We start from the raw sequence: 26,428 nt of genomic DNA, 5'->3' as shown, positions 1-26,428 counted from the left end.
TAGCGATTTGACGCCCAGACACCCGGTGCATGTCAGGCGGCCGACCAGCCGGTGGCCGGTGCATGAGCGGTGACTCCCCACACCGAGGGCCCTTCCCCACCATTGCCGCAACGGAAGTTCGGAGGATTGAGATGACAATGGAGTCAGTGTCCGGTGTGCGGCGGGTCGAAAACCCCTCCCACAAGGAGTCGCTCCACGACGCGAAGGTGGAGCGGATCGCACGCCAGCTGCGGACGCGGACGGGCACGCGCCCCGTGTCCTTCCGCAAGAAGTCGCCGCCGCACCAGGTGCCCAAGCGCAATGACAAGCGACGGACCGACGAGAAGATCGACCTGGGGGACCTGGATCAAATCCTCGAAATCGATCCGGTGGGGATGACCTGCACGGCCGAGCCCGCGGTCACCTTCGACGAGGTGGTCCAGGCGACGCTGCGCCACGGGCTCACGCCCATCATCGTCCCGGAGCACAAGACCATCACGCTGGGCGGCGCCGTCGCGGGGTGCTCCATCGAGTCCATGTCGTTCCGGCACGGCGGCTTCCACGACACGTGCCTCGAGTACGAGATCATCACCGCCAAGGGGGAGGTGCTGTACTGCTCGCCCCAGCACCACCCGCTGGTGTTCCAGATGATCCACGGCTCGTTCGGGACGCTGGGCATCCTCTCCAAGCTGCGCTTCAAGCTCGTGCGCGTCGCGCCGTACGTGCACGTGAAGTATGAGACCTACGACACGCTGGAGGCGTTCCAGCAGGGCATCTGGCGCCACTTCAACGCCCAGGACGTGGACTACCTGGACGGGCAGATCTTCTCCCCGACGAAGCACGTGCTGTGCGTGGGCCGCTTCGTGGAGCGCGCCCCGCATGTGAGCCGCTACGACTGGCTCAAGGCGTACTGCGAGAGCATCCCGCGCCTGTCCGAGGACTTCCTCACGACCTACGACTACCTCTTCCGCTACAACCGGGGCGTCACCCATGTCCGCCCGCGGAGCCTCCTGGGCCGGGCGCTGTTCGGCAGGCTGGTGCACTCGGACAGCGTGCTGAGGGCCGCGGACCGCTTCCACCGCTTCCTGCCGGACAAGAACCCGAACGTCATCGTGGACGTGTTCGTGCCCTTCTCGCGCACGGCCGAGTTCATGGACTGGTACCACCGCGAGATGCACTTCTATCCGGTGTGGTGCGTGCCCTTCCGCCGGACGCGGGACTACGAGTGGCTGACGCCCCAGTGGTGGGGTGGCGTGCATGATCCGCTGTTCCTCGACCTGGCCGTCTACGGCCTCCCGCAGCCCGACGGCCGCAACCTCTACAAGGAGTTCGAGGACGCGTTGCAGCGGGTCAACGGCACCAAGACGCTCATCTCCTACAACTACTACGACGAAGAGACCTTCTGGACCCTCTGGAACAAGGAGACCTACCAGGCCGTGAAGCAGCGCACGGACCCGGACAACGTCTTTCGCGACCTCTACACGAAGACGTGCCGGGCGGCGCTCGGGCTGTAGGCGGCCAGGGCCTTGGGCGCGCTCTCACGCACCCGCTGCACGGTGGACTCCCAGAGCAGCCGGCGGGCTTCGGCATCGCTGTCAATGTCGATGTCGCCCCGGCGGATCCTCGCCGCGAACTCACGGTTCAGGTCCGCCAGCGACCCCTCCCTACCGAGCAGGGTCGCCAACGCCTGCTGTTCTTCCCGCTGGGGGCCTTCACCATTGCGCAGCTGGCGCTCGGCGATGCCCATGGCGTTGGCCACCATCAACGCCGCATAGGCCTTGTCCCCAGGCAGCAGGGGCAGCAGCTCCTTGCGCAGCACCTCGCGGGCAATCGCCAGCAGCGCGGCACCGTCGGGGCACTCACGCATGGTGTCCCCCGGTCATGCGCAGGAGTTCCAGCTCCAGCTCCGGCACGACATGCGCCGTCAGCGCCAGCTCCAGGGACGGCTCCTGTCCGGAGAGATGCCGTTCGCCCTGTTGGAGGGCAATCACCGCCCACCGCACATGGGCCAGCACCTCCCAATAGAACACCGCCTCACGCTCGGGACGCCGGCCACTCACGCGCTCATAGCCGCGGAACAGCGCCTCGCGGGAGCCCATGCCCCCGGCCTCCTTGTCGAACTGGCCAAAGCGCCAGCAGCGCGCACAGAACCAGCCGAGGTCCTCCAGCGGATCCGACCAGGCCGCGAACTCCCAATCCAGCACGGCCGTGAGGCCCGTCTCATCCACCATGTAGTTTCCCGTGCGGAAATCACGATGCGTCAGCACCAGCGCCGGGGTGACGGGCGCGTGCCGCTCCAGCCAGCGCAGGCCCCACTCCAGTGCCGGAAACGCCGCGCGGTGCCCGTCCAGGAACTCACGGGAGTCCTTCACGCACTGGAGCGCGGGCGACAGCGTGGGAGGCCGGAGGAAGGCGAGTCCTTCTACCGGCGGCCGGATGGCATGCAGCCGCGCCAGTTCCTCGCCCAGGCGCTCCACCAGCAGCTCCCGGTCACCGCCCAGGTCCAGCTCCTTCACGAGGCGATGACCGGAGGCCGTCCCCTTCGCCTTGCGCATCACGAAGAAGTCCCGACCGAACACGGAGGTGTCTCCCAGCCACAGGGGCTCCGGCACCGTCACGCCGGCCCGGAAGGCCACCTGCAACAGGGCGAACTCTTGCGCGCGGCTGTGGGACACGGCGACGCCCGAGGGCGCGTCGGAGCGCAGCACGCACTCCAGCTCGCCCTCATGCGGGCCTCCTGTCACGGAGGTGGACAGCGACCAGTTCTCCTGGATGGCGCCCCCGGAGAGCAGGCGCACATCGTGGATCCGCACCGCATGGGCACCGGCCCTTGCCGCCAGGAACTGCTCCAGCGCCTGCCGCTGCTCATCCCGCATGGGGCACACCTTTCAGGAAGCGGAGGACACGCCCCACTTGAAGAAGTCCGGGCCTTCGGCCAGGTACGCGCGTGACAGCACCATCTTGTGGATTTCACTCGCCCCGTCGACCAGCCTCGCCTGTCGGGCGTAGCGGTAGATCCATTCGACAATCGTGTCCTTGGAGTAGCCCCGCGCCCCCATCAACTGGATGGCCGTGTCGGCGGCTTTGTGCAGGGTGTCCGCCACGTGCATCTTCGCGATGGAGATGTCGGCGCGAGCGAAGTCACCCTGGTCCAGCTTCCAGGCAGCGCTCATCGTAAGCAGCCGGCCGATATGGATGTCCTTCGCGACGTCCCCCAGCATCCACTGCACGCCTTCATGACGGGCCAGGGTCTCTCCGAAGCTCATGCGCCGTGAGACATAGCCCCCCGCTTCTTCCAGGCAGCGCTTGGAGAGCCCCAGCCAGCGCATGCAGTGCGTGAGGCGGGCGGTGCCCAGGCGGATCTGCGTGACCTTGAGGCCATCGCCCACGCCCAGCAGGCGGTGCTCGTCCGGAATCCGCAGCCCTTCGAAGACGAGCTCGCAATGACCGCCATGCTCTTCCGGGCCCATGATGGGAATGCGGCGCTCGATGCGCCAGCCGGGCTGGCTCGCATCGAAGAGGAAGGCGGTGAGCCCCTTGCGCTCATCCTCCGACGTGCGGGCCACCAGGATGAAGTGCTGGGCCCCTTGCGCGCCGGTGATGAACCATTTGCGGCCGGTGATGACCCACGCGTCCCCCTGCTTCTCCGCCCGCGTATAGGTAAGCGAAGGGTCGGAGCCGCAGCCGTCGGGCTCCGTCATGGCGAACGCCGAGCGCACCCGGCCGTCGATGATGGGCTGAAGCCAACGCTCCTTCAGCGCCTCCGTCGCGAGCACCTTCTCCAGGAGGATCATGTTGCCGTCATCGGGGGGCGCGGCGTTGAACATCACCGGACCGAAGGGCGAACGGGCCGCCTCCTCGTAGCAGGCCGCCATGCCCACCACGCCCAGGCCCTGCCCGCCCCGCGACTTCGGCACCTGGAAGGCCCAGAGCCCTTCGGCGCGGGCCCGCTCACGCACCCGGGCCACCACGTCTTCGCGGAGGTTCTCGTGCGCGTCGAAGGCGTCTGGCTGGGTTTCCAATGGCAGGACGTGCCGCGCCACGAAGGCCCGCACCCGCAGCCGGTGGTCTTCAATTTCGGGGGAGAGAGAGAAATCCATCAGGGACTCCAGGAGGACTACAAGGTGGAGCAGAGGTGGCCGCCATCCACCTCCAGCACGCTGCCGCTCATGTAGCTGCCAGCCTCCGACGCCAGGAGCAACAGCGGGCCCTCCAGCTCCCGCATGAGCCCCAGGCGACGGAAGGGAATGCGCGCCTTCATCTTCTGGCCGGCGTCGCTTTCGAAGAAGCCGCGGTTGAGGTCGGTTTCGATGTAGCCCGGCGCGAGGGCGTTCACGCGGATCCGGTGACGCGCCAACTCCAACGCCATGGCCTTGGTGAGGTGGATCAGCCCGGCCTTGGAAGCGCAGTACGGCGACACCGAACCGCCCACGCGCAGCCCCAGGATGGAGGCGATGTGGATGATGCTGCCGGGCGTGCCTGCCTCCACCAACCGACGGGCCACGGCCCGCGCCACCAGCCAGGCTCCCTTCAGGTTGGTGTCGATCACGGCATCCCACTCGGGCTCCTCCACCTGGAGGAAGAAGTGCTCACCGGACACGCCTGCGTTGTTCACCAGCACGTCCAGGACACCGCCCGCCAGCCTCTCGGCCTCGGCCACGCCTGCCTGCACGGACTCGGAGCGGGTCACATCCAGCGACACCGCATGGGCTCGCGCCCCTGACGCGCGCAGGTGTTCGACCTCGGCGGCCAGCTTGTTGGCACTGCGCGCCGCCAACACGACCTCAGCGCCCGCCCGCGCCAGCACCCCGGCGAAGTGCAGCCCCAACCCACCCGAGGCGCCTGTGATCAGGGCGCGACGGCCCTCAAGACTAAAGGAAGAAGGAGTCATGGATGACGCAAACGGTCGAAAGCCAAACGGCATTTGCAATGACACTTGCTGTTGACGGTCCGCCAACAAGCTACCATCATGACGCGGACAGGAGCAAAGAGGCCCTCACCATGAGCTACGAGCACATCCGGTTTTCAGTCGCGGACCGGGTCGCCACCCTGGAGTTGCACCGCCCCGAGGCGCGCAACGGCTTCACCGTGAAGATGGCGGATGAGCTGGCGGACGCACTCGCCCACGCGGATGCGGATGAAGGCGTGCGCGTGGTCGTCCTCACCGGCGCGGGCAAGGACTTCTGCGTGGGAGCGGACCTGAGCGGCAGCTCGCTCGAGGTGACGCAGACGCAGGCTCCCGAGGGCTACTGGGTCGAACCGGCGACGCGGGTGACGCGCCAGATGTTCGCGCTGCGAAAGCCCATCATCGCGGCCATCCAGGGCGCCGCGGTGGGCGTCGGCTCGACGATGATCCTCCCCGCGGACTTCCGCCTCGCTTCGAAGAGCAGCCGCTTCGGCTTCGTCTTCAGCCGGCGGGGCATCTATCCGGAGGCCGGCTCCAGCTGGTTCCTGCCGCGCCTCGTCGGCATGGGCCGCGCGCTGGATTGGATGGTGAGTGGCCGGCTCATCCCGGCGGAGGAGGCGCTCGGCGCGGGGCTGGTCCGCTCGCTCCACGAACCCGAGGCGCTGCTCGACGCCGCCCAGACGCTCGCCCGCGAGCTGGTGGAGACCACCGCGCCCGTGTCCGTGGCCGTCATCCGTCAGGCCCTCTACCGGATGAGCGCCCTGCCCTCTCCGGAGCCCGCCTTCGAGCTCGACAGCCAGCTCATCGCCAGCCTGGGACAGAGCGCGGATGCGCTAGAAGGCGTGATGGCCTTCATGCAGAAGCGACCCGCGAAGTTCTCCCGGACGGTGACGCAGGACCTGCCCGCGTTCCTCCCCTGGAGGGAGCACCCATGAGCCCGGCCGCCTCGCCCCGCTGGAAGCGGCTCGAACCCGACGAGCGCAGGGAGCAGATCCTGGAATGCGCCACGCGGCTGTTCGGCGAGCGCCCCTACGCGGAGGTCTCCACCACCGACATTGCCCGGGAGGCGGGGGTCGCCCGGGGACTGCTCAACCACTACTTCGGGCAGAAGCGGGACCTCTATCTGAAGGTCGTGAAGAGGATGCTGCTCATGCCCGGCCTGGAGGAGAGCGTGACCATGACGGGAACCCTGCGGGAGCGGGTGGAGCGCAGCGTCGAGTGGTACCTCGATACCGTGGCGACCCACGGAAAGACGTACGTGGCCGTCACCGGCATGGGAGGCATTGGCTCCGACCCGGAGCTGGAGCGCATCATCTCCGAGGCGGACGACGTGGCCGCCGCGAAGACGCTCGAGTTCCTGGGGCTCAAGGTCGAGGTCGGAAACGACGCGCGCCACCGGGCGATGATGCGCTCCTACGGCGGACTGGTGAAGGCCTCCATCCGCGAGTGGATCCGCGGCGGGACGCTCTCCCGCGAGGACACCCAGCTGCTCCTGAGCGAAGCGCTGATCGTCATCGTGCGCGACGTCTTCCCCCAGCTGGCGCAGCAGGACGGCCCCGCGCGCGGTGACGCCCGGGCGCCGAAGACGGGGCCCAAGCGGTGACGGGACCGACACCCCAGGGTCCGCTCGCCGGCCGCACGCTCCTGATGTCCGGCGGAAGCCGCGGCATCGGGCTGGCCATCGGGGTCGCGGCGGGACGGCTGGGCGCGAACGTCGCCCTCCTGGCGAAGACCGACACGCCAGATGCCCGGCTGCCCGGGACGGTGCACACGGCCGCCGCGGAGATCGAAGCCGCGGGGGGCCGGGCGCTCGCCGTGGTGGGAGACGTGCGCGACGAGGCGGATGTGCAACGCGCCGTGGACGCGGCCGTGGCGCGCTTCGGCGGCATCGACTTCTGCGTCAACAACGCGAGCGCCCTCGCTCCGCTCAAGACGGAGGAGCTGTCCGTCAAGCGGTTCGACCTGATGCAGCAGATCCAGCTGCGCGGGACGTTCCTCCTGACGCGCGCGGCGCTCCCGCACCTGCGCCGCTCCCCCCACGCGCACATCCTGTCGCTTTCGCCCCCCATCAACCTCGCGCCGCAGTGGATGGGATTGCACCCGGCGTACACGCTCGCCAAGTACGGCATGACGCTGCTCACGCTCGGCTGGGCCGCGGAGTTCGCGGAGGCTGGCATTGGCGCGAACGCGCTCTGGCCCCGGACGCTCATCGCCACCGCCGCCGTGAGGAACCTGCTCGGCGGTGACACGTCGATGCAGCGGGCCCGCGCGCCGGAGATCATGGCGGACGCGGCCGTGGCCCTCCTCCAGCGCCCGCCGCGGACCTGCACCGGGCAGACCTTCATCGACGAAGACGTCCTGCGCGCCGAAGGCGTCACCGACTTCAGCCGGTACGGCGGCGGTCCCGACGTGGTGCTCGACCTCTACGTCGACCCCTGACGGGAAGCGCCACAGCACGTTTGACCAACGCATCGGAGGAGGTGCCCATGGAGCTGTCGCGCGCAGACCTGGAGGCGCAGTGCCAATCCCTGGCGGACAAGCTCACGCTGCCGCTCCTCCTCAAACGCAACGCCGAGGAGTACGCGGATGCCCCCGCCCTCACCGCCGGAGACAGGACGCTCAGCTGGGCGCAGCTGCGTGAGCAGACCGCCGCGCTCACCCGGGGCCTGGACGCGCTGGGGCTGAAGAAGGGCGAGCGGATGCTGATCATGATGTCCGCCCGGCCGGAGCACTGGGTCGTGGACCATGCCGCGGTCCACCTGTCGGCCATTCCCTGCACCGCGTACCAGACCCTGAGCACCGAACAGGTGGGCTACGTCGCGCTGCACAGCGGGGCCACGGTGGTGGTGCTGGAGGGCAAGGACGAGGTCGCGCGGTGGTGGCCGGTGCTCGAGACGCTCGGGGCCCTCAAGCGCATCATCGTCCTGGACGCGGCGGCCGTTCCCGCCGGGGATGCGCGCTTCGTCTCCTTCGCGGACGTCGCGGCCCGGGGACAGGCGTTGCACCAGGCGGAGCCCCGCGTCTTCGAGGACGGCTGGAAGGACATCCGGCCTGACGACCCCATCGCGATGATGTACACGTCGGGCACCACCGGCGACCCCAAGGGCGTGGTGCTGAGCCACCGCAATGCCTTCTACGAGGCCATTGCCGTGGACGCCTCCATCCCCGTCCCGATGCGGGTGCCGTCCATCGCCTATCTCCCGCTCGCGCATGTCGCGGAGCGCGAGCTGGGGCTGTACCGCGCGCTCTACAAGGCGCTGCACGTGCACATCTGCGCGGATCCCGCGGACCTGATGCCGCTCTTGGCCCGGGCGCGCGTTCCCGCGTTCTTCGGCGTGCCGCGCTTCTGGGAGAAGCTCGCGGGCGGCCTGAGGGCGAAGGTGGGCGCGCTCGAACCCTCGCGGCGCGAGCCCCTGCTCGCGGCCCATGCGCTGGCCCTGGAGTCCTTCCAGCTCCAGGGCTCCGGACGGGCCGTGCCCCCGGAGCTTCAGCAGAAGGTCGCGGAGGCGGAGGCCCGCGTCCTCGCCCCCCTGCGCAAGATGCTCGGCCTGGACGCGCTCGGATGGGCCAGCAGCGGTTCGGCGCCCATCCCGGTGGAGATCCTCGAGTACCTCGGGGGCTTCGGCATCCAGGTGCTGGAGGTCTGGGGCATGAGCGAGACCACCGGCTGCGCGACCATCAACACGCCCGCGGACTTCCGGCTGGGCGCCGTGGGCAAGCCCATCCCCGGGCTGCAACTGCGGCTGGCCCAGGACGGTGAAATCTTCGTCCGGGGCCCCGTGGTGTTCTCCGGGTACCTCGCCGCGGACGGTCAGGTCGTCAGCGGGGTGGACGCGGACGGGTGGCTCGCCACCGGCGACATCGGCACGCTCGATGCGGACGGGTTCCTCACCATCACCGACCGCAAGAAGGAGCTGCTCATCACCTCGAGCGGGAAGAACATCGCGCCCTCCAGGCTCGAGGGCATGCTGCGCGCGCACCCCCTGGTGGGACAGGCGCTTGCGATTGGCGATGGCCACCCCTACGTGACGGCGCTCCTCTCGCTGGACCCGGAAGTCGCGCCCCAGTGGGCCCGGGCCCAGGGCCTCGCGTCGGAGTCGCTCGCCGACCTCGCCCGCCATCCCGGCGTCCGCGCGGAGCTGGAGGTCCTCGTCGCCGCGGCCAACGCCCGGCTCTCCCGCGCGGAGCAGATCAAGTCCTTCGCGGTGGTGCCGGAGGCGTGGTCCCCCGCGACGGGCGAGCTGACCGTCACCCTCAAGCTCAAGCGCCGCGTCCTCCTCGCGCAGTACGCCGAGCGCATCGCCGCGCTCTACGCGAACACCTGACGCCCCACCCGCCGGATCCACGAGAGCCCCCATGCATGTGAGAACCCCGGAGCAGGCTGCCTTCGCCTCCGCCATCGACGCGTTCTGTCGCGACAGGACGGGGACGCGCGCGCAGCGAGACGCCCTGACGAACCACGGCGCCGAAGCCCACAGCCCCGCCCTCTACGCGGAGATGGCGGAGCTCGGCTGGCTCGGGGTGGGGCTTCCCCCGGAGCATGGCGGCTCCGGCGGTGGCATGTCCGACGTCTGCCTCTTCGCGGAGCGGACCGCCTACGGGCTCGCCCCGGTGGGCGGCTACATCACCACGGCGGTCGCCGCCGGTCCCTACGCGCGGTTCGGGACCGAGGCGCAGCGCGCGACCATCCTGGGAGGCATCGCACGGGGCCGCGTGGAGGCCATCTCCATCTCCGAACCCGGGGCGGGCTCGGACGTCGCCGCGCTCACCTGCCGCGCCACCCGCGCCCCCGGGGGCTTCGTCGTCAACGGGCAGAAGACCTGGTGCTCCAACGCGCACCTCGCGGACCACATCCTGCTGGTGGCCCGCACCGACGCCACCCGCTCGCGGCACGACGGCCTCACCCTGTTCTGCGTCCCCGCGGGCACGCCGGGGATGGAGGTTCGCGGCATCCCGACGATGGGCGGCAAGGAGGTCAACGACGTCTTCTTCACCGACTGCTTCCTGCCGGAGGACTCTGTCGTGGGCGCCGTGGACCGCGCCTGGCCCCAGTTGATGGCGGGGCTCAACAGCGAGCGGCTCATCCTCGCCGCGGCCATGCTCGGCCGGGGGCGACGCGCGTTCGATGACGCGGTCGCCTACGTGAAGGAGCGCAAGCAATTTGGCCAGTCCGTCGGCTCCTTCCAGGCGCTCAAGCACCGCATCGCGGACCTCGCCACCGAACTGGATTGCTGTGAGCTGCTCGTCTACCGCGTGGCCGCCATGGTGGACGAGGCCCCCGAGCAGACCCTCCCCCGCGAGGCTTCCATGGCGAAGCTGAAGACGACGGAGACGGCCAAGCGCGTGGCCCTGGAGGGCATGCAGATGATGGGGGGCTACGGCTACGCCACCGAATACGACATGGAGTCGCACCTGCGCGCCACGGTCATCTCCACCGTCTACGGCGGCACGAGCGAGATCCAGCGCGACATCATTGGCAAGACGTTCGGACTCTAGGAGGCAGACATGACGACACGTCCCCGATGGAGCTCGGACGAGCTCGAGCAGGTGCGCGGGCTCGCGGCCAGCTACTTCACCCAGGAGGTCCTCCCCAACGTGCCCAAGCACGTGGCCCAGGGGTATCCGGACAAGGCGCTCTACCGGAAGGCCGGCGAATTGGGCCTCTTGTGCATGTCCATTCCGGAGGCCTACGGCGGCGGCGGCGGCACGTTCGCGCACGAGGCCATCCTCATCGAGGAGCAGATCCGCGCGGGTGACCCCTCCATGGGCTTCGCCGTGCACTCCACCATCGTCGCGCACTACCTGCTCGCCTATGGGTCCGAGGCCCAGAAGCAGCGGTGGCTGCCCCGCTTCGCGAGCGGCGAGTGGGTGGGCGCCATCGCCATGACCGAACCGGGGACGGGTTCGGACCTCCAGGCCATCACCACCCGCGCGGTGCGTGAGGGTGACTTCTACCGGGTGAGCGGCGCGAAGACGTTCATCTCCAACGGCCACGTCTGCGACTTCATCATCATCGTCGTGCGGACCGGGGACCAGAAGGGCCACGCGGGCATCTCGCTGGTGTGCGCGGAGGTCTCCGACACGACGCCCGGCTTCCAGCGAGGCCGCATCCTCGACAAGCTGGGGGGCAAGGGCCAGGACACCACCGAGCTCTTCTTCGACGACCTGAAGGTCCCGGTGGGCAACCTGCTCGGCGGCGAGGAGGGCCGGGGCTTCGTCCAGCTGATGCAGCAGCTTCCGCCGGAGCGGCTGATCACGGCCATCATCGGGATGGCGAGCCTGGAGCGCGCGGTGCAGGTGACCGTCGAGTACACGAAGCAGCGTCACGCCTTCGGCAAGCCGCTCTTCGCCCTGCAGAACACGCGCTTCGAGCTGGCGGAGTGCGCGACCCTGCAACGGGTCTGCCGCACCTTCGTTGACGACTGCATCACGGCCCACCTCGAAGGCAGGCTCGACGTGACCACGGCGGCCATGGCGAAGTACTGGGTAACGGACCAGGCGTGCATCGTCGTGGACCGATGCCTGCAACTGTTTGGAGGGTACGGTTACATGAAGGAGTACCCTATCGCCCACCTGTTCGCGGACACCCGCGTCCTGCGGATCTTCGCCGGCGCGAACGAGGTCATGAAAGAGCTCGTCGCCCGTTCCCTGTAGCCCCATCACCTGCATCTCCAAGGAGGCTCCGAGTGAGCCAGGAAGCATTCATCTTCGACGCCGTTCGTACCCCCCGCGGCAAGGGCAAGAAGGGCGCGCTGCACGGCACCAAGCCGGTGTCGCTGCTCGTCGGCCTGGTGGAGGCGCTCAAGCAGCGCAACCCGAACCTGGATCCCCAGCGCATCGACGACGTGGTGCTGGGCGTCGTGTCTCCCGTGGGGGACCAGGGCGCGGACATCGCCCGGACGCTGGTGCTCGCGGCGGGCCTCGCGGAGACGACGGGCGGCGTGCAGCTCAACCGCTTCTGCGCCTCCGGCCTGACGGCGGTGAACCTGGCCGCGCAGCAGGTGCGCTCGGGCTGGGAGCACCTGGTCATCGCGGGCGGCGTGGAGAGCATGTCGCGCGTCCCCATGGGCTCGGACGGCGGCGCCTGGGCGTTGGACCCGGCCACCAACTACGACACCTACTTCGTGCCGCAGGGCATCTCCGCGGACCTCATCGCGACGATGGAGGGCTTCACCCGCGAGGACGTGGACCGCTACGCCGCGCGCTCACAGGCGCTCGCGGCGAAGGCCTGGGCGGACGGCTACTTCAAGAAGTCCGTCGTCCCCGTGGTGGACCAGAACAGCCTCACCGTGCTGGACCGCGATGAGCACATGCGCCCGGACTCCACCGTGGCGTCGCTCGGTCAGCTCAACGCGTCCTTCACCGCGATGGGCGAGGCGGGCGGCTTCGACGCGGTGGCGCTGCAGAAGTACCACTTCGTGGAGAAGATCCACCACGTGCACACCCCGGGGAACTCCTCCGGCATCGTCGACGGCGCGGCGCTCGTCCTGGTGGGCTCGGAGAAGGTCGGCAAGGCGATGGGGCTCACGCCCCGCGCGCGCATCGCCGCCATCGCCACGTCCGGTTCGGACCCCACCATCATGCTCACGGGTCCCATCCCGGCCACCCAGAAGCTGCTGGGCATCGCCGGCCTCACGGTGAAGGACATCGACCTCTTCGAGCTCAACGAGGCCTTCGCCTCCGTGGTCCTCAAGTACCAGAAGGACCTGGGCATCCCGGACGAGAAGCTCAACGTCAACGGCGGCTCCATCGCCATGGGCCACCCGCTCGGCGCCACCGGCGCGATGATCCTTGGAACCGTGGTGGACGAGCTGGAGCGGCGCCAGGCGCGCCGCGCGGTCGTCACCCTGTGCGTCGGCGGTGGGATGGGCGTTGCCACCCTCGTCGAGCGCGTCTGAACCCCTCCCCCTTTCGACACCTTTCGAGCCAAGCCCCATGAGCGAACAGAACACCCTGCGCTGGGAAAAAGACGCCGACGGCATCGTGGTCTTGACGATGGATGACCCGGGCCAGTCCGCGAACACGATGAACGCCGCCTATGTGAAGTCCATGCGCGCGGCGGTGGACCGGCTGGTCCAGGAGAAGGCGAGCATCACCGGCATCATCATCACCTCCGCGAAGAAGACGTTCTTCGCGGGCGGCGACCTGAACGACCTGCGCCGCGTGAAGAAGGAGGACGCGAAGCAGGTCTTCGAGCTGGGCGAGGAGATCAAGTCGCAGCTGCGCACGCTGGAGACGCTGGGCAAGCCCGTGGTCGCGGCCATCAACGGCGCGGCGATGGGCGGCGGGCTGGAGATCGCCCTCGCGTGTCACCGGCGCATCATCGCGGACGTCAAGGGCGCCCAGGTGGGCCTGCCGGAGGTGACGCTGGGACTGCTGCCCGGTGGCGGAGGCGTGGTGCGCACGGTGCGCATGCTGGGCATCACGGACGCGCTGATGAAGGTCCTGCTCCAGGGCCAGCGCTACCGCCCGCAGGAGGCCAAGGAGCTGGGCCTCGTGCACGAGGTGGTGGAGTCGGTGGACGCGCTGCTGCCAGCGGCCAGGGCGTGGGTGAAGGCGAACCCCAGCTCGCAGCAGCCGTGGGACGCGAAGGGCTACAAGATTCCGGGCGGCACCCCGTCCTCCCCGTCCTTCGCGGCGAACCTGCCCGCGTTCCCGGCCAACCTGCGCAAGCAGCTGAAGGGCGCGAACATGCCGGCCCCGCGCGCCATCATGGCCGTGGCCGTGGAGAGCACGCAGGTGGACGTGGACACCGCGTTCACCATCGAGTCGCGCTACTTCACGGAGCTGGCCACCGGCCAGGTCGCGAAGAACATGATGCAGGCGTTCTTCTTCGACATGCAGCACATCAACTCCGGTGGCGGCCGGCCCAAGGGCTTCCCGCAGCACACGGCGAAGAAGGTCGGCGTGCTCGGCGCCGGGATGATGGGCGCGGGCATCGCGTACGTGTGCGCCAAGGCCGGCATCGACGTGGTGCTCAAGGACGTGAGCCTCGCCTCCGCGGAGAAGGGCAAGCAGTACTCGGTGAAGCTCGTGGAGAAGGCCGTCCAGAAGGGCTCCACCACGAAGGAGAAGGGAGACGCGCTGCTCGCGCGCATCACCCCCGCCGCGGACCCCGCCGCGCTCGCGGGCTGCGACCTGGTCATCGAGGCCGTGTTCGAGGACGTGAAGCTCAAGCACAAGGTCTTCCAGGAGATTCAAGGCGTGGTCGCCCCGGACGCGGTGCTCGGGTCCAACACCTCCACGCTGCCCATCTCCCTGCTCGCCGAAGGGGTGACGCGGCCGCCCGACTTCGTCGGGATGCACTTCTTCTCCCCCGTGGACAAGATGCCGCTGCTGGAGCTCATCGCAGGCAAGCAGACGAGTGACGCGACGCTGGCGAAGGCCATCGACATCGCGGTGCAGATTGGCAAGACGCCCATCGTCGTCAATGACAGCCGGGGCTTCTTCACCAGCCGCGTGATTGGCACGTTCCTCAACGAGGCCATCGCCATGGTGGGTGAAGGCATCCCGCCCGCCTCCATCGAGCAGGCCGGGCTCCAGGCGGGCTACCCCGCCGCCCCGCTCCAGCTGGTGGACGAATTGACGCTGACGCTGCCCCGGAAGATCCGCCTGGAGACCCAGGCCGCCGTGGAGGCAGCGGGCCAGACGTGGCAGGTGCACGGCAGCTACGCGGTGATGGACGCGATGATCGACCAGCACGGGCGCAAGGGCCGCTCCACTGGCGGAGGCTTCTACGACTACGCGGACGGCAAGCGCACGGGCCTGTGGCCGGGGCTCACCCAGCACTACACGAAGCCCGGCCACACCATCCCCTTCGAGGACATGAAGGAGCGGATGCTCTTCGCCGAGGCCATCGACACGGTGCGCTGCTTCGACGAAGGCGTGCTGCGCTCCGTCGCGGACGCGAACGTGGGCTCCATCCTCGGCATCGGCTTCCCGCCGTGGACGGGCGGCGTCGTGCAGTACATCAACGGCTACGAAGGGCCCACCGGCACGGGGCCGCGCGGCTTCGTCCTGCGCGCGCGCCAGCTGGCGGAGCGCTACGGGAAGCACTTCCTGCCCCCCGCGTCGCTCGTCGCGAAGGCCGAAAAAGGCGAACTCCTCCAGTAGCCACCTCTCACGGAAGGGGATGTCCCATGGTCCGAACACCTCTCGACGCGAATGCGCTCGTGGCAAGGCAGCGCGCCTTCTTCGAAACCCGCATCACGCTCCCGCTCGAATGGAGGCGGGAGCAGCTGCGGGCGCTCGAGCGGGCGGCACGCGAGCACGAGGCAGACATCCTCGCCGCCCTCAAGTCGGACCTGGCGAAGAGCCCGGAGGAGGCGTACCTCACCGAGGTCGGCAGCATCTACGGCGAGCTCAAGAACGCGCTCAAGCACGTGAAGGCGTGGATGCAGCCACGACGGGGCTCCGCGCCGCTCGTCATCCAGCCGGCGCGGGCGTACCAGTACGCGGACCCGCTGGGCGTGACGCTCATCATCGCCCCGTGGAACTACCCCTACCAGCTGTCCATCGCACCGCTCATCGGGGCGCTCGCCGCGGGCTGCACGGCCGTGTTGAAGCCCAGCGAGCACGCGCCGGAGACGTCGCGCGTGCTCGCGCGGATGCTGGGCCAGGCCTTCCCTCCAGAGGTCGTCGCCGTCGTGGAGGGGGCCGCGGACGAGAGCCGCCGGCTCCTGGAAGAGCGCTGGGACCTCATCTTCTTCACCGGAGGCACCAGCGTGGGCCGGGTCGTGGCGGAAGCCGCGGCCCGGCACCTCACCCCCACCGTCCTCGAGCTGGGCGGCAAGAGCCCCTGCATCGTCGACCGGAGCGCGGACCTGGAGGTCACCGCGCGACGCATCGCCTGGGGCAAGTACGTCAACGCCGGGCAGACCTGCATCGCGCCGGACTACGTGCTGATTCCCCCGGAGCTCAAGGGGCGCTTCACGGAGCTGGTGCAGAAGGCCGTCCGGAGCTTCTACGGCCCGAACGCGCGCGAGAGCAGCGACTACGGACGCATCATCAATGCCCGCCACTTCGAGCGCATCTGCGCGCTCGCGGCCGACGGGAAGATCGCCTTCGGGGGCGAGCGCGACGCGGCCAGCCGCTACTTCGCGCCCACCGTCATCACGGATGCGCCCCTGTCGAGCCCGCTGATGCAGGAGGAGATCTTCGGTCCCCTGCTGCCGCTCGTCGACTGCCCGAGCATCGACGACGCCATCCGCTTCGTGCGCGCCCGCCCGAAGCCGCTCGCCCTCTACAGCTTCGCGCAGGACGCCGCGGTGAACGACCGCGTCCTCTCTGAGACGTCCAGCGGCGGCGCGGTGACGAATGACGTGTGCGTCCACTTCGCCGCGGAGGGGCTCCCCTTCGGCGGCGTGGGCGATTCGGGCACCGGCGGCTACCACGGCCAGGCGAGCTTCGACGCCTTCAGCCACAAGAAGAGCGTGGTGAAGCGGCCGTTCGCGCTCGACATGAAGCTGCGCTACCCGCCGTACGTCGGAAAGCTCGGCCTCTTCAAACGCTTCCTGTGACGGGTGGGCGGGTGCAGGTGGCGCCGGGCTCCTGGCGCCACCTGCCTCCCTCCGTCAGGGCTTAAAGCGTCTTCACGTATTCGATGATCGCCCAGCGCTCGTTGTCCGTGAGCGACTGGTTGAAGTCATGTCCGCCGTTGCCCATTCCGTAGAGGTACGAGTTGAAGATCATCCGCGAGCGGATCTGCTTCTGGGTGATGGGGGGCGGTGACTGGTAGGCGAGCGAGTTGTAGTTGGCGACCAGGTTCGCGATGTTCGCGAAGATGACGTCAGGCGTCGCCATGTCCTGGGTGCAGGGGATGAACGGATCATTGGCGGGCTTGTTGGCGCAGGCCATGGGCGTCACGCTCCAGCCGAGCTTCGCGAAGTCATACGCCGAGTAGCTCATGTCGTAGCCCGCGTTGGTGCCCAGCGCGTTGGGGGCGGTCTGCTTGCGCTTCCACACCGCGGGCCGGTCCGATGGCTTCAGCACGTCCCAGAGGGTGGGCACGCTGCCGTTGTGGAAGTAGGGAGCGGAGGCCCACGCCCCGTAGAGCGGCGGCGCGATGTAGCCAAACGGCTCGTTCCACACGTTCGGTCCCACGGGCGAGTACACGGGGCCGGTGCCGTTGTCGTAGGCGGCGCGCGGCACGCGGCGCAGCGCGCTCATCACGATGCCGTCGTAGAAGGGGCCGTGGTCGGGGTGCTGGTCGTTGTAGGCCAGGAAGGACGTGTTCCAGGCCCTGCGCTTGCGCTCATCCGCCATCAGGCCCTTGCGCGCCGGATCCGTCCGGATGGTCTCAATGGGCGTGATGACGCCCGCGATGCCCTTGAGCCGCGGGTCGGGCAGGAAGGCGGGGTCCGCCGCGTGGCGCGGCGAGTAGACGCCGTGGCAGCTCGCGCAGGAGCCATTGCCCGGGGCCTTGGGGATGTTGGCGTTGGCGCCGTTCGCCCAGAGGTCGCGCTCGTGGAAGAGGATGGCGCCCTGCTCCGCGAGCGCGGTGTTGATGGCCTTGGGGTAGGCCGGGGGTGAGAGCGAGGTGAAGAAGTTGTCGTTGTCCTCGAACTCGTTGGACAGCGCCCGGCGCTCCGCGGGCGAGCGGGTCAGGTTCGCGACCCCGAAGGCCATCTCCGAGCGGACGTTGTCCGAGGAGAGGGCCCCGTCCCAGAACTGCCGCGTCTTGAAGGCGCGCTGCCACCAGTTGGGCGCGCGGGACATGCCTCCCGCATGGGTCGGGAAGTATTCCAGCAAGCTGGGCGCGAGTCCCAGCGAGTCCATGTCGAAGAGCGCGGGCAGCAGGTCGACGATGCCGATGGCGTCACTGGAGCCACGGCCCACGCTCCAGGGGACGGGGATGATCTCCAGCACGGTCCCGATGCCCGTCGAGCGGAACATGTCGGATTGGATGAGCCCGGCGTCCACCGCGTCGCCAGAGCGGCCCCAGGCAAAGCCTGCTTCCTGTTCGGTCCCGAGCCGCGAGTCGTGGCAGCCCGAGCAGCTGGAGGCGATGTTGCCCGTGAAGCGCCCGTTCGAGTCCCGCTCCTGCACGAGCCCGAGGGGCAATTGGCCGCTGCCGCCCTGGGTGAGGTTGGGGTTCTCCCACGGCAGCGGGTAGGGATTGCGGAACGGCGCCTTGGAGAGCCCGTAGCGCTTGATGACCTGCTCGTCGAAGTCCGCGGGGCGGAAGGGGTAACCCCAGAGCATGAAGATGTTGTAGTAGGCCAGCGAGGTGCTGAACGGCTGGAAGTAGGCGCGCGTCTCGATGTTCGTGCGCCCCCGGTTGACGCTCGCGCGGAACTCGCCGCACGTCTGGGGATTGGGCGGCAGCGTCGAGACGAACGGCGCGGGCGGGTTGTGCAGGTCCAACCAGTAGGCGTTGAACTGCACCGCGGCCCCCGGCTTGTTGACGCCCGGCACGACCAGGGTGCGCGGGTCCACCGGCAACGGCGTGGAGTCCGGCTTCCCCTGACACGCCGCCGCGAACGGCGCGCGCAGCGTCGTGGACTCCAGCAGCGGCAGGGGCTCCGCGCCCGCTCTGGCAACCCACAGCGTGACGATCAGGGAACCCGGTAATGCCCACTCACGGCTCCATCGCAGTCTCATGCGCGCGGCCTCCTTGTGATTATTGGCAACCTGCCAATAGCCCGTTTTCTAGGCTCCGGAGGGGGCGCCCACAATACGCAGTGCGTCAATCGACATCCGGCGCGGCTTCCCTGGCACCAATATCAGACAAGATTGATATGCCCATTCCCACGGGCGCCCCACCTCCCTGCGGGCGCCTGAACGGAGGGGAAACCCAGATGAAAATCTTTATGAGTGGTGCCCGTGGCTTCGCCGTCGCGCTGGTCGGTGCGGGGGCCTTGGCTGCCACGAGTTGTGGTGAGGTCCAGGGCACGCCGGAGAACACCGCGGCCCAGGTCAGCGCGAACGATCCGGTGTCCGCCCCGGGAGCTGCCGGTGAGCAGGAGCTGCGGCGCACTGCCAACGACGTAGCCAACCTGCTGGACGATGACGTCGTGCCGCCCACCGTGGAGCTCACCTCACCGGCCCTGGACAGCTTCCTGCGCGGCACCGTGGCGCTCACGGCGGACGCCAGCGATGACGTGGGGGTGGCCCGCGTGGACTTCCTCCTCGACGGCGCCACGGTCATCGGCACCGCCACCCAGGCCCCGTACACCGTGAACTGGAACACGACGGCGACGTCGGGCCCGCACTCGCTGACGGCGCAGGCCTTCGACGCGGCCGGCAACCCGGGCACCTCCAGCGCGGTGAGCGTCCTGGTGGACAACCACGTCCCGATCATTCTCATCGGCCCGCCGCAGTACAACCCCAGCAACCAGAACTACGTGCGCGGCATCGTCAACGTGGGCTGGGCCGTGACGGACCAGAGCCTCTCCGGCGTGGCGTATGTGGAGTTCCTCCAGAATGGGGCCTGGATGGGTTCGACCTCCGGCCTCCCGGACGCCTCCACCTACTACTACTCGTGGGACACGCGGGTGCTGGGCAATCGCTCCTACACCCTCACCCTCCGGGCGACCGACAACGCCGGCAACGTCCAGACCAGCACCCGCAACCTCATCGTGGACAACGCGCTGCCCTCGGTGAACCTCGTCGCTCCGGCCAACGGCACGCAGGTCAGCGGCGTCGTCACGCTGACGGCCTATGCGGGCGACAGCCAGGCGCTGCTCTACGTCCGGTTCGAGGTCGACGGCGAGATGCTGACGCCCTTCTCGACCAGCTCGCCGTTCACGAAGACGTGGGACACCACCGGCAAGTCCGGCACGCACCAGATTGTCGCCATCGCCGTGGACCGGGCGGGCAACAGCAAGCGGAGCAACGTCGCGACGGTCACCGTCCCCTGAGTTGAAGGTGCAGGCCGGGCCGCGAGGCATCCCCTCTCGGCCTTTCAGGTCGCAGCGGCATGACTGAGATTTTCAAGCGATAGCGGATCGAACCGGGGAAACTCCAAGAACCTGGGAAATCAGCGCAACTCCGCGAGCGAGGTCCCGACAATCGCTCAAGGAGATTTCATGTCCAACTACCGCATCCAGAAGGGCGACACGCTTTCGGCCCTCGCCGCTCGCTTCAAGACCAGCGTCTCGGCGCTGGCGCGCACCAACAACATTTCCAATCCGAACCTCATCTTCGCGGGCAAGTCCCTGCGCATCCCCGGCAAGGGCGACAGCTTCGAGCCCTCCAAGGGCTCCGGCGGCACGAAGGGCTCCGGCGGCACGGGCGGCTCGAAGGGCGGCGGACAGGTCCAGGGCAGCGGTGGGGCCGGGCCGGGCAACGCGACGCCCGCGATGCGCAAGCTCGCGGATGCGGGCCGTGCGGCCGCGATGGGCATGGGCGGGTACAACAGCCAGGGCCTGTGCGCCACGGGCGTGAGCCGGGCCATCCAGAACGCCTACGGCGTCAAGGTCTGGGGCAATGGCAACCAGATTGACAACAACCTGCCGCGCGACAAGTTCAAGCAGGTCAACATGTCGCTCGAGGAGGCGCTGAAGACGCCGGGCCTCGTGCTCACCTGGGAGAAGACGTCCTCGCGCCTGGGCAGCATCTACGGCCACACCGCCATCACCACCGGCGACGGCCGCTCGTCCGTGAGCGACTTCATCGAGCGCAACACGCTCGGCGCCGGTGGCCGCTCCGGGCTGAAGGTCTTCATGCCCACGGTGTAGCTTTCGCCCTACGGCAAGCACACCGGCAGTACCGTCGCCTCCGGGGCTGTTGACCGGGGGCGATGTCATGCCCGCTGCGCCTTCAGTCCGTGAACGTGTCCGGCTCCTTGCTGTAGCCGGACTCGCTGTAGAACGTCACCCGCTCCCTGCGCGAGGCGCCCTCGAGCGCCTTGATGACGAACTTCTGGGCGTCGGGGCCCCACTCCTTCACCTTGGCGGGGTCGACGCCCTTGTCCTTCACGTACTGTTCGAGCGCCGCGACGGCGACCCGCCGACCCGAGCCCGCGTTGACCGCGAGGTCGACCATGAGGGCATTGCCATACTCGCTGGTGATGACGTCCTTCAATTGGAGCTTCGCCTTCACGGGCTGACCTTCGGCGTTCTTGCCCACCACCGGCACCTGGACGTTGCGGATGCTGGAGATCTTCCCCTCGCTGGCGAAGTGGACCTGCGCCTGCTGCATCGCCGGATCCGCGCCCGCGGCCATGAAGACCGCCGCCAGCTTCACGTCGGTGCGGATCGCCTCGGCGGCCTCCAGGCCCTTGAGGACGGTGCCATCCCCGCGCGTGAGCACCACACCCTTGGAGTCGATGTCGAGCCCGTACTTGCCAAAGTGCTTCTCGTATTGCGCCGGGTCGTCCTTCTTCAGGTCGCGCATGAAATCCGCCAGCGTGCCATTGCCGTCCTTGCCGAGCGTCCACTGGGTGAAGCCCCATGACACGCGGCCGGTGTCCCAGGTGTTGACCTTGCTGAAGGTGCCCTCCCGAGCGGAGACCGACGCGAGGATCTTCTGTCGGTCCTCGCTGATGCCGCTCTTCTCCAGCTGGGTGGCGATATTGTCTACCGGGTCCCCCTCGATGGCGCCGCCATCCACCGCCGACCACGAGTTCGTGTACGCCGTCTCACGGCCATCCCGCATCCGCACGGTCGTGTCGCCCACCGTGACGTCCGTGCGGGTCTGCTGCACGTCCACCATCGGCGTGTAGGCCGCGACGCGGGCGAGCAGGCCGTCCTTCAGCGTCTTCTGGTGGGTCTGGGCTTCGGTGAGCTTCGCCTTCGCCGCGTCCAGGTCCGCCTTCTGGGTCTGCTTGAGCATCTCTGCTTGCGTCGCATCCTTCGGCACCTTCGCCTTCGCGTGCCTCTTCTCCAGCGCGGCGACCCGGTCCCCGGCGACCTTCACGGCCTTGTCGGCCTGCAGAAGCCCCGGGTTCGAGCCGATGTGCTCCTTCATCCAGGCCTTGACCTTCTCACCCTGGGCGGCGACCTGCGCGTCGGCGGCGGCGAGCTTCGCCTGCGCGGCCTGCTTCGCGGGCTCGGTGGTCGCCTTGGCGACGGCCGCATGCGCCTTGACGCGAGCCTCCACCGCCTTCTTCAGCGGGGTGTAGATCTCCACCTTGGACGGCTTCCACCTCGCGATGTTGCTGGGAATGATGTCATTGAACTCCACGGCGTTGCCACGCTTGATGACGCCCTCGTCCTTCGAGGTCACCTGGAGGGCGTCGAGGTTCTTCTGGACGTCGGGAGCCGAAGTCCTGGCGGTCGCGGCGGCCTTCGCCGGGGCCTGTACCGGCGCTGCGGCGGCGGTCTTCGCCGGGGCCTGCGCCGGCCCGGTGGGGGCGGCCAACACCGTTCGCCCGAGCGCCGCGAGCGCGCGCTTCAGGTCCGGCCCCTCGAGTTCCAGGTCGAGCGCTTCACGCAGCGGGGTGCTGGTCAGCTTCTCGTAGCGCTCCGCCACCTGCGGCAGCAGGGCCGGGTCCAGGCCCTCCAGGACCTCGTGGACGGCGGCCTCGTCGGTGCCCCAGATGTCATCCATCGCGGCCTTCAACTTCGCCGCGGCGGCGTCCGCGGGGCTGGCGTTGGCCGTGCGCTTCGTGGACATCACGGACATCGGGTTGAAGGAGAAGGCCTGGTTGGTGGGCGGACGCCCGCGAATCTGCTCGGCCAGGCGCTTGAGCGTCGCGCCCTTCGCGCCGCTGGCGATGGCCTTGAAGAGGAAGGCGCGCTCGGCGCCCGCGTCAGCGCGGGGTGAGGCCTTGGCGCTGAGGCCCGCCTTCGACAGCAGGGCCGACAGCTCCTTCTGCTGCGCGGGGCTGAACCCGGCGATGGCCTCAGCCGCGGTGGCGACGACGGAGGCCGGCAGCGCTCCGGAGAGCACCTGCATCAAAGCCTGTCGCGTCGCCCCTTCCGGGAGCGCGGCGACCTGCTGTTCAACCTTCTGCTGCGAGGGCGCCTTCTTGCCCGCCGCGACCGGCGCCGCCATGGATGAAGCCGCGCTGGGAGCGCGCGAGGGCACCGCCGTGGCAGGCGCCTTCGTGACTGGCACGTCCACCTTCGAGATCTGTGAAAGCTTCGGGGCGGGTGAGCGGGTGATCTTGACCATGGGGTTTCGCAGACTAACGCAACATGTGGATGCCCTGGAGGGTGAGAAGGCCCTGGTGCGCCCGGGCGCAAGGGTTCGAGACTTCACGGTGAAGCCTCCCACCCGGCCTTGACGTTGGAGCTGGCCGCTAGACTGGCTTCATGGCCACAAGGCACCGCGTCTATCTTGTCCCGGGCTTCTTCGGCTTCACCCAGATGGGCGACAAGGAAACGGAGCGCATCGCCTATTTCCAGCACGTCCCGGGGTTGCTCCAGCAGCGGTTCAAGGAGCGGGGCATCGACGCGCAGGTGCACCCCGTCGCCTCCTCCCCCACCTCCGGGCTGGAGGCGCGTGCGCGCGACGTGTTCCGGGAGATGGCCCGGACGGCGAACGAGGATGACGCGGACCTCCACCTCGTCGGGCACTCCACGGGCGGGCTGGATGCGCGCAGCGTCGTCTCCCTGCGCATGGCACAGGAGGCCCCGGCCTTCGTGAAGCGCGTGCGGTCGGTGGTGACCATTTCCACCCCGCATCACGGCACCCCTCTTGCGACCTACTTCCACCAGGGCGACGTGGGGAAGACGCTGCTGCGCTACCTGTGGCTCTTCACCTTCCTCACCCTGCACCGCAAGGCCATGCCCTTCAGGGCCGCCGCGCTCCAGGCGTGCTACCGGATCATCCTGCTGGGCGAGCAGGTGAAGCTGCCGCCCAACCTCTTCAATGAAATCGCCCGGCTGACGGCGGACCTCTCCGAGAGCGAGCGCGAGGAGCTCCTCCGGTTCTTCAGCCGGGTGGGAGAGGACCAGACGCTCATCCGGGACCTCATGCCGCTCAGCGTGCAGTCCTTCAACGCGGACACGGCGGACCGGGAGGGCGTGCGCTACGGCTGCGTCGTCACGGGCGCACCGCCCCCCAGTATCTTCAGCCGCCTGTCTCCCGACCTGCTGCTGCCCCCGGACTCGCTCCTCTACGCCATCTTCTGCTTCCTGTATGGCAAGAGCGCGCCCCACTCCGCGGAGCTGAGGATTCCCGAGCGCACGCCAGCGCAGACGCAGGCGCTCCAGGAGGCCTTTGGCGGGAAGTTCGAATCGTGGAGCGACGGCATCGTCCCCAGCCGCTCACAGGTCTGGGGAGAGGTCATCCACGTCGCCCAAGGCGACCACCTGGACGTCATGGGCCACTTCGACCAGCCGGAGAAATACATCAGCTGGCTGAAGTCGGGCTCCCGCTTCCAGGAGGAGCACTTCCATACGCTGTGGGAGCGGGTGCTCGACTTCACGGTGGGCCGGCCCCCCGCCTGAGCGGGCTCCCGGTGATGCACGTCCCGGCCGGGCCTCCCTATCCTTCTGAATGGACGCGAAACCCAGCCCCGCGGACGAGACGCGCCACTACGTCCCCACGCCCTTCCCCGAGTCCAGGGCCTTTGCCTGGGACGACCTGCTGGAGCCTGCGCAGCGGGGCCTGTACGAACTCCTCTCGTGGCTGGAAGCCGCGTGCGGAAGCAGCCTGGGCATGAGGGAGACCCGGGACGAGCACCTCTCCACCAGCCTGCTCATCTCCGGCCCCCGGGGCGCGGGGAAGACGACCGTGCTGCTCAGCGCCGTCCAGGCCCTGCGGCACTGGCGGGCGTTCCTCGGGATGAAGCCCGGAGGGCGGCTGGAGGCCGGTGCCAGCGGGGCGGTGGCTTCGGGGCGGGAGGCGATGCGCAGGGACCTGTGCACGACGCTCGAGCGCATCGAGGGGCGCGTCGTCTGGCTGGAGCCGCTCGACCTGGAGCCGGTTCCCACGGGGGCCAACCTCCTGGCCACCCTGCTGGTGCGCGTGCGTGCCGCCCTGGATGCCCCGCAGGAGGACACCTCCCCCAGCACCGGACGCGGCCGGTGGTCCTCCTCCATCCTCGAGGAGAGCGCGGAGGAGGCCTGGGGAAAGTTGGATCACCTCATCCGGGATGCCTCGTTCATGTGGGAGGACAGCGCGTCGACGCTGGACATGCGGGCGCGGGCGGAGCAGCAGATCAAGGCCGCGGAGATCTACGCCACCTTCCAGCCGCGCTTCACGCGGGCCATGGAGGACGTGGCGAAGACGCTGGCGCTGCCCCGCTTCGGCACCGCGCAGGGCGAGCAGATCATCCTCGTGCTGCCCATCGACAACGTGAACCGCAGCATCGAGCACCTCCACAACATCGTGAAGCTCACGCACATGGTGGCCAGCCCCCGGCTCTGGTTCGTGCTGGCCGCGGGCCACCAGGAGTTCCAGCTCTTCATGGAGCGCTCCTTCCAGAAGGAGCTCATCACCTCCGGGCAGACGGGCATCGGGACGGTGGGCCAGGACGAGACGCTCTCCATCGCCCGGCGCCAGTCCGCCACCACGCTGCGCCGCGCGCTGCCTCCCAGCTACCGCATCAACCTGGGGCCCGTGGATCCCTACCGGGCGTGGGACTTCCGCCCCCAGGGGGTGGCGCCGGAGGAGGCAGGACTGACGCTGGGCGTGCTCCTGGAGCAGCTGCGGCTGCCCTGTCCTCCCAAGCGGGAGAAGACGCAGGTGCTCCGCTCCCTGGCGGACCTCATCAACCTGGCGCCCCGGCTCTCCGACACGGTGAAGACGACCTATCGCGCCGCGACGGCGGAGGGGAAGGAGGCGCCCCAGCGCAAGGTCATCCTCACCCACCCGGGAAAGCTCGCCCTCAGCCTGCCGGCGCGCACCCTGCAGGACCTCTGGCATGCCGCCCGGCGCGAACTCCAGAGCACCCGCGCCTCCTCCCTGGAGGCCGCCGTCCTGGAGGAGGAGCGGACCGTCCGGGTGGCCACGGAGATGCTGCGCAACGCCACTGACGAAAGCGACCTGCCCGCCTGGGCAAGCCAGCAATTGCTCAACCGGATCCTCCGCTCTGACGACAAGGGGCTCATCTTCCTGGACCTGACGGGCAAGCCGGTGCGCCGCTCCAAGCGGACCACCCTGTCGGACGTGCTGGAGTGGCCGCGCCGGGGGACGAAGGGCGAGGGCAACGGCGATGCGGAGGCGGATGAGCGGGTGCTGCTCAGCGAGCTGCACCTGCGGCACTTCCACGACGTGGTGCTGACGCTGAGCGACCCGGACCGGAAGGGCTCCAGCGTCACGCTGCCCGGCAACGTGGCCGGCTGGTTCATGCTGCTGCACGACGTGCTGATGCTGTTCGAGCCGCCCCGGGTGCTGAACCCGGAGGTGACGCCCTTCGAGATGAGCCCCGAGCTGGTCGTGACGATGCACGAGCTGTGGGTGGACACCGCCGCGCACCCCGAACCGCTCGTCCAGCTCGAGTGCTGGTGGAGCCTCCCCACCTGGAAGACCTTCGTCGAGTTCGCCATCTTCACCGCGCAGTGGAAGGCCTTCTTGAAGAGGACGGGCGAGGGCTACTTCAAGGTCGACCCCCTGCGCGACTCGCGCGCGAAGGTCGGCGCCCACCACCGCTTCATCCAGGCGGCGTGGGTGGAGAACATCTGCTCGGTGGGCGGCCGGGAGCTGGGG

General features: G+C 69.0%; 20 protein-coding genes. 14 read left to right on the top strand and 6 right to left on the bottom strand.

Annotation, left to right across the window (positions count from 1 at the left end; all coding sequences use genetic code 11):
* The first annotated feature begins 131 nt into the window (after positions 1–131).
* On the top strand, positions 132–1,493 hold the full coding sequence (locus D7X12_RS06335) for an FAD-binding oxidoreductase (RefSeq protein WP_120624363.1): 1,362 nt from the start codon (positions 132–134) through the stop codon (positions 1,491–1,493).
* On the opposite strand, the gene D7X12_RS06330 is transcribed toward D7X12_RS06335, so the two are convergent.
* The 4 genes from D7X12_RS06330 to D7X12_RS06315 are packed head-to-tail and all read right to left on the bottom strand — an operon-like array spanning position 1,457 to position 4,870.
* Positions 1,457–1,846, bottom strand: a complete 390-nt coding sequence (locus D7X12_RS06330; protein ID WP_120624362.1) for a DUF6285 domain-containing protein — start codon at positions 1,844–1,846, stop codon at positions 1,457–1,459. The two genes, D7X12_RS06335 and D7X12_RS06330, sit on opposite strands and share 37 nt — an antisense overlap.
* Positions 1,839–2,855 (bottom strand): phosphotransferase family protein, encoded by a 1,017-nt coding sequence (locus tag D7X12_RS06325; protein ID WP_120624361.1) that lies wholly within the window; start codon positions 2,853–2,855, stop codon positions 1,839–1,841. Before D7X12_RS06325 ends, D7X12_RS06330 begins: the two co-directional genes overlap by 8 nt.
* Positions 2,856–2,867: 12 nt before the next feature.
* The gene (locus tag D7X12_RS06320; RefSeq protein ID WP_120624360.1) at positions 2,868–4,079 is read right to left on the bottom strand and encodes an acyl-CoA dehydrogenase family protein; all 1,212 of its coding nucleotides are present in this window, start codon (positions 4,077–4,079) and stop codon (positions 2,868–2,870) included.
* 17 nt (positions 4,080–4,096) lie between these two features.
* Positions 4,097–4,870 carry an SDR family NAD(P)-dependent oxidoreductase gene (locus tag D7X12_RS06315; RefSeq protein WP_120624359.1) on the bottom strand — a complete coding sequence of 258 codons (774 nt, stop codon included), beginning with the start codon at positions 4,868–4,870 and terminating at the stop codon, positions 4,097–4,099.
* A 110-nt stretch (positions 4,871–4,980) separates the two neighbouring features.
* Between D7X12_RS06315 and D7X12_RS06310 the strand changes: the two genes are divergently transcribed.
* Genes D7X12_RS06310 through D7X12_RS06270 form a run of 9 tightly spaced genes read left to right on the top strand, consistent with a single transcriptional unit; the run spans position 4,981 to position 16,404 of the window.
* Complete coding sequence (locus D7X12_RS06310; protein ID WP_120624358.1) at positions 4,981–5,820, top strand: enoyl-CoA hydratase-related protein; 840 nt, start codon at positions 4,981–4,983, stop codon at positions 5,818–5,820.
* On the top strand, positions 5,817–6,488 hold the full coding sequence (locus D7X12_RS06305) for a TetR/AcrR family transcriptional regulator (protein ID WP_120624357.1): 672 nt from the start codon (positions 5,817–5,819) through the stop codon (positions 6,486–6,488). Before D7X12_RS06310 ends, D7X12_RS06305 begins: the two co-directional genes overlap by 4 nt.
* On the top strand, positions 6,485–7,324 hold the full coding sequence (locus tag D7X12_RS06300) for an SDR family oxidoreductase (protein ID WP_120624356.1): 840 nt from the start codon (positions 6,485–6,487) through the stop codon (positions 7,322–7,324). The genes D7X12_RS06305 and D7X12_RS06300 overlap by 4 nt, the downstream gene beginning before the upstream one ends.
* 47 nt (positions 7,325–7,371) lie before the next feature.
* On the top strand, positions 7,372–9,210 hold the full coding sequence (locus tag D7X12_RS06295) for an AMP-dependent synthetase/ligase (RefSeq protein WP_120624374.1): 1,839 nt from the start codon (positions 7,372–7,374) through the stop codon (positions 9,208–9,210).
* A gap of 31 nt (positions 9,211–9,241) precedes the next feature.
* On the top strand, positions 9,242–10,381 hold the full coding sequence (locus D7X12_RS06290; RefSeq protein WP_120624355.1) for an acyl-CoA dehydrogenase family protein: 1,140 nt from the start codon (positions 9,242–9,244) through the stop codon (positions 10,379–10,381).
* 9 nt (positions 10,382–10,390) lie between these two features.
* Positions 10,391–11,539 (top strand): acyl-CoA dehydrogenase family protein, encoded by a 1,149-nt coding sequence (locus D7X12_RS06285; protein ID WP_120624354.1) that lies wholly within the window; start codon positions 10,391–10,393, stop codon positions 11,537–11,539.
* 32 nt (positions 11,540–11,571) lie between these two features.
* Complete coding sequence (locus D7X12_RS06280) at positions 11,572–12,783, top strand: acetyl-CoA C-acetyltransferase (RefSeq protein WP_120624353.1); 1,212 nt, start codon at positions 11,572–11,574, stop codon at positions 12,781–12,783.
* A 37-nt stretch (positions 12,784–12,820) separates the two neighbouring features.
* Complete coding sequence (locus D7X12_RS06275) at positions 12,821–14,998, top strand: 3-hydroxyacyl-CoA dehydrogenase NAD-binding domain-containing protein (protein WP_120624352.1); 2,178 nt, start codon at positions 12,821–12,823, stop codon at positions 14,996–14,998.
* A 26-nt stretch (positions 14,999–15,024) separates the two neighbouring features.
* A complete protein-coding gene (locus D7X12_RS06270) occupies positions 15,025–16,404 on the top strand; it encodes an aldehyde dehydrogenase family protein (RefSeq protein WP_120624351.1) in 1,380 nt (459 codons plus the stop codon).
* Between the two features lie 61 nt (positions 16,405–16,465).
* On the opposite strand, the gene roxA is transcribed toward D7X12_RS06270, so the two are convergent.
* Positions 16,466–18,487 (bottom strand): rubber dioxygenase RoxA, encoded by a 2,022-nt coding sequence (gene roxA / locus D7X12_RS06265; protein ID WP_120624350.1) that lies wholly within the window; start codon positions 18,485–18,487, stop codon positions 16,466–16,468.
* A 197-nt stretch (positions 18,488–18,684) separates the two neighbouring features.
* Here roxA and D7X12_RS06260 point away from each other — a divergent pair, with 197 nt between their 5' ends.
* On the top strand, positions 18,685–19,746 hold the full coding sequence (locus D7X12_RS06260; RefSeq protein ID WP_244224389.1) for an Ig-like domain-containing protein: 1,062 nt from the start codon (positions 18,685–18,687) through the stop codon (positions 19,744–19,746).
* A 168-nt stretch (positions 19,747–19,914) separates the two neighbouring features.
* Positions 19,915–20,565, top strand: a complete 651-nt coding sequence (locus tag D7X12_RS06255; RefSeq protein WP_120624348.1) for a LysM peptidoglycan-binding domain-containing protein — start codon at positions 19,915–19,917, stop codon at positions 20,563–20,565.
* An 82-nt stretch (positions 20,566–20,647) separates the two neighbouring features.
* Here D7X12_RS06255 and D7X12_RS06250 read toward each other — a convergent pair whose 3' ends face one another.
* Complete coding sequence (locus D7X12_RS06250; RefSeq protein WP_147443546.1) at positions 20,648–22,888, bottom strand: hypothetical protein; 2,241 nt, start codon at positions 22,886–22,888, stop codon at positions 20,648–20,650.
* Positions 22,889–23,085: 197 nt separating this feature from the next.
* Between D7X12_RS06250 and D7X12_RS06245 the strand changes: the two genes are divergently transcribed.
* The gene (locus D7X12_RS06245; RefSeq protein WP_120624346.1) at positions 23,086–24,225 is read left to right on the top strand and encodes an esterase/lipase family protein; all 1,140 of its coding nucleotides are present in this window, start codon (positions 23,086–23,088) and stop codon (positions 24,223–24,225) included.
* Positions 24,226–24,274: 49 nt separating this feature from the next.
* The coding region (locus tag D7X12_RS06240) for a hypothetical protein (protein WP_147443545.1) at positions 24,275–26,428 on the top strand (2,154 nt) is incomplete at its 3' end.

It is taken from the genome of Corallococcus sicarius (genome assembly GCF_003611735.1).
GTDB classification, from domain to species: Bacteria; Myxococcota; Myxococcia; order Myxococcales; family Myxococcaceae; genus Corallococcus; species Corallococcus sicarius.
This window is presented reverse-complemented; position numbering and strand designations above follow the sequence as displayed.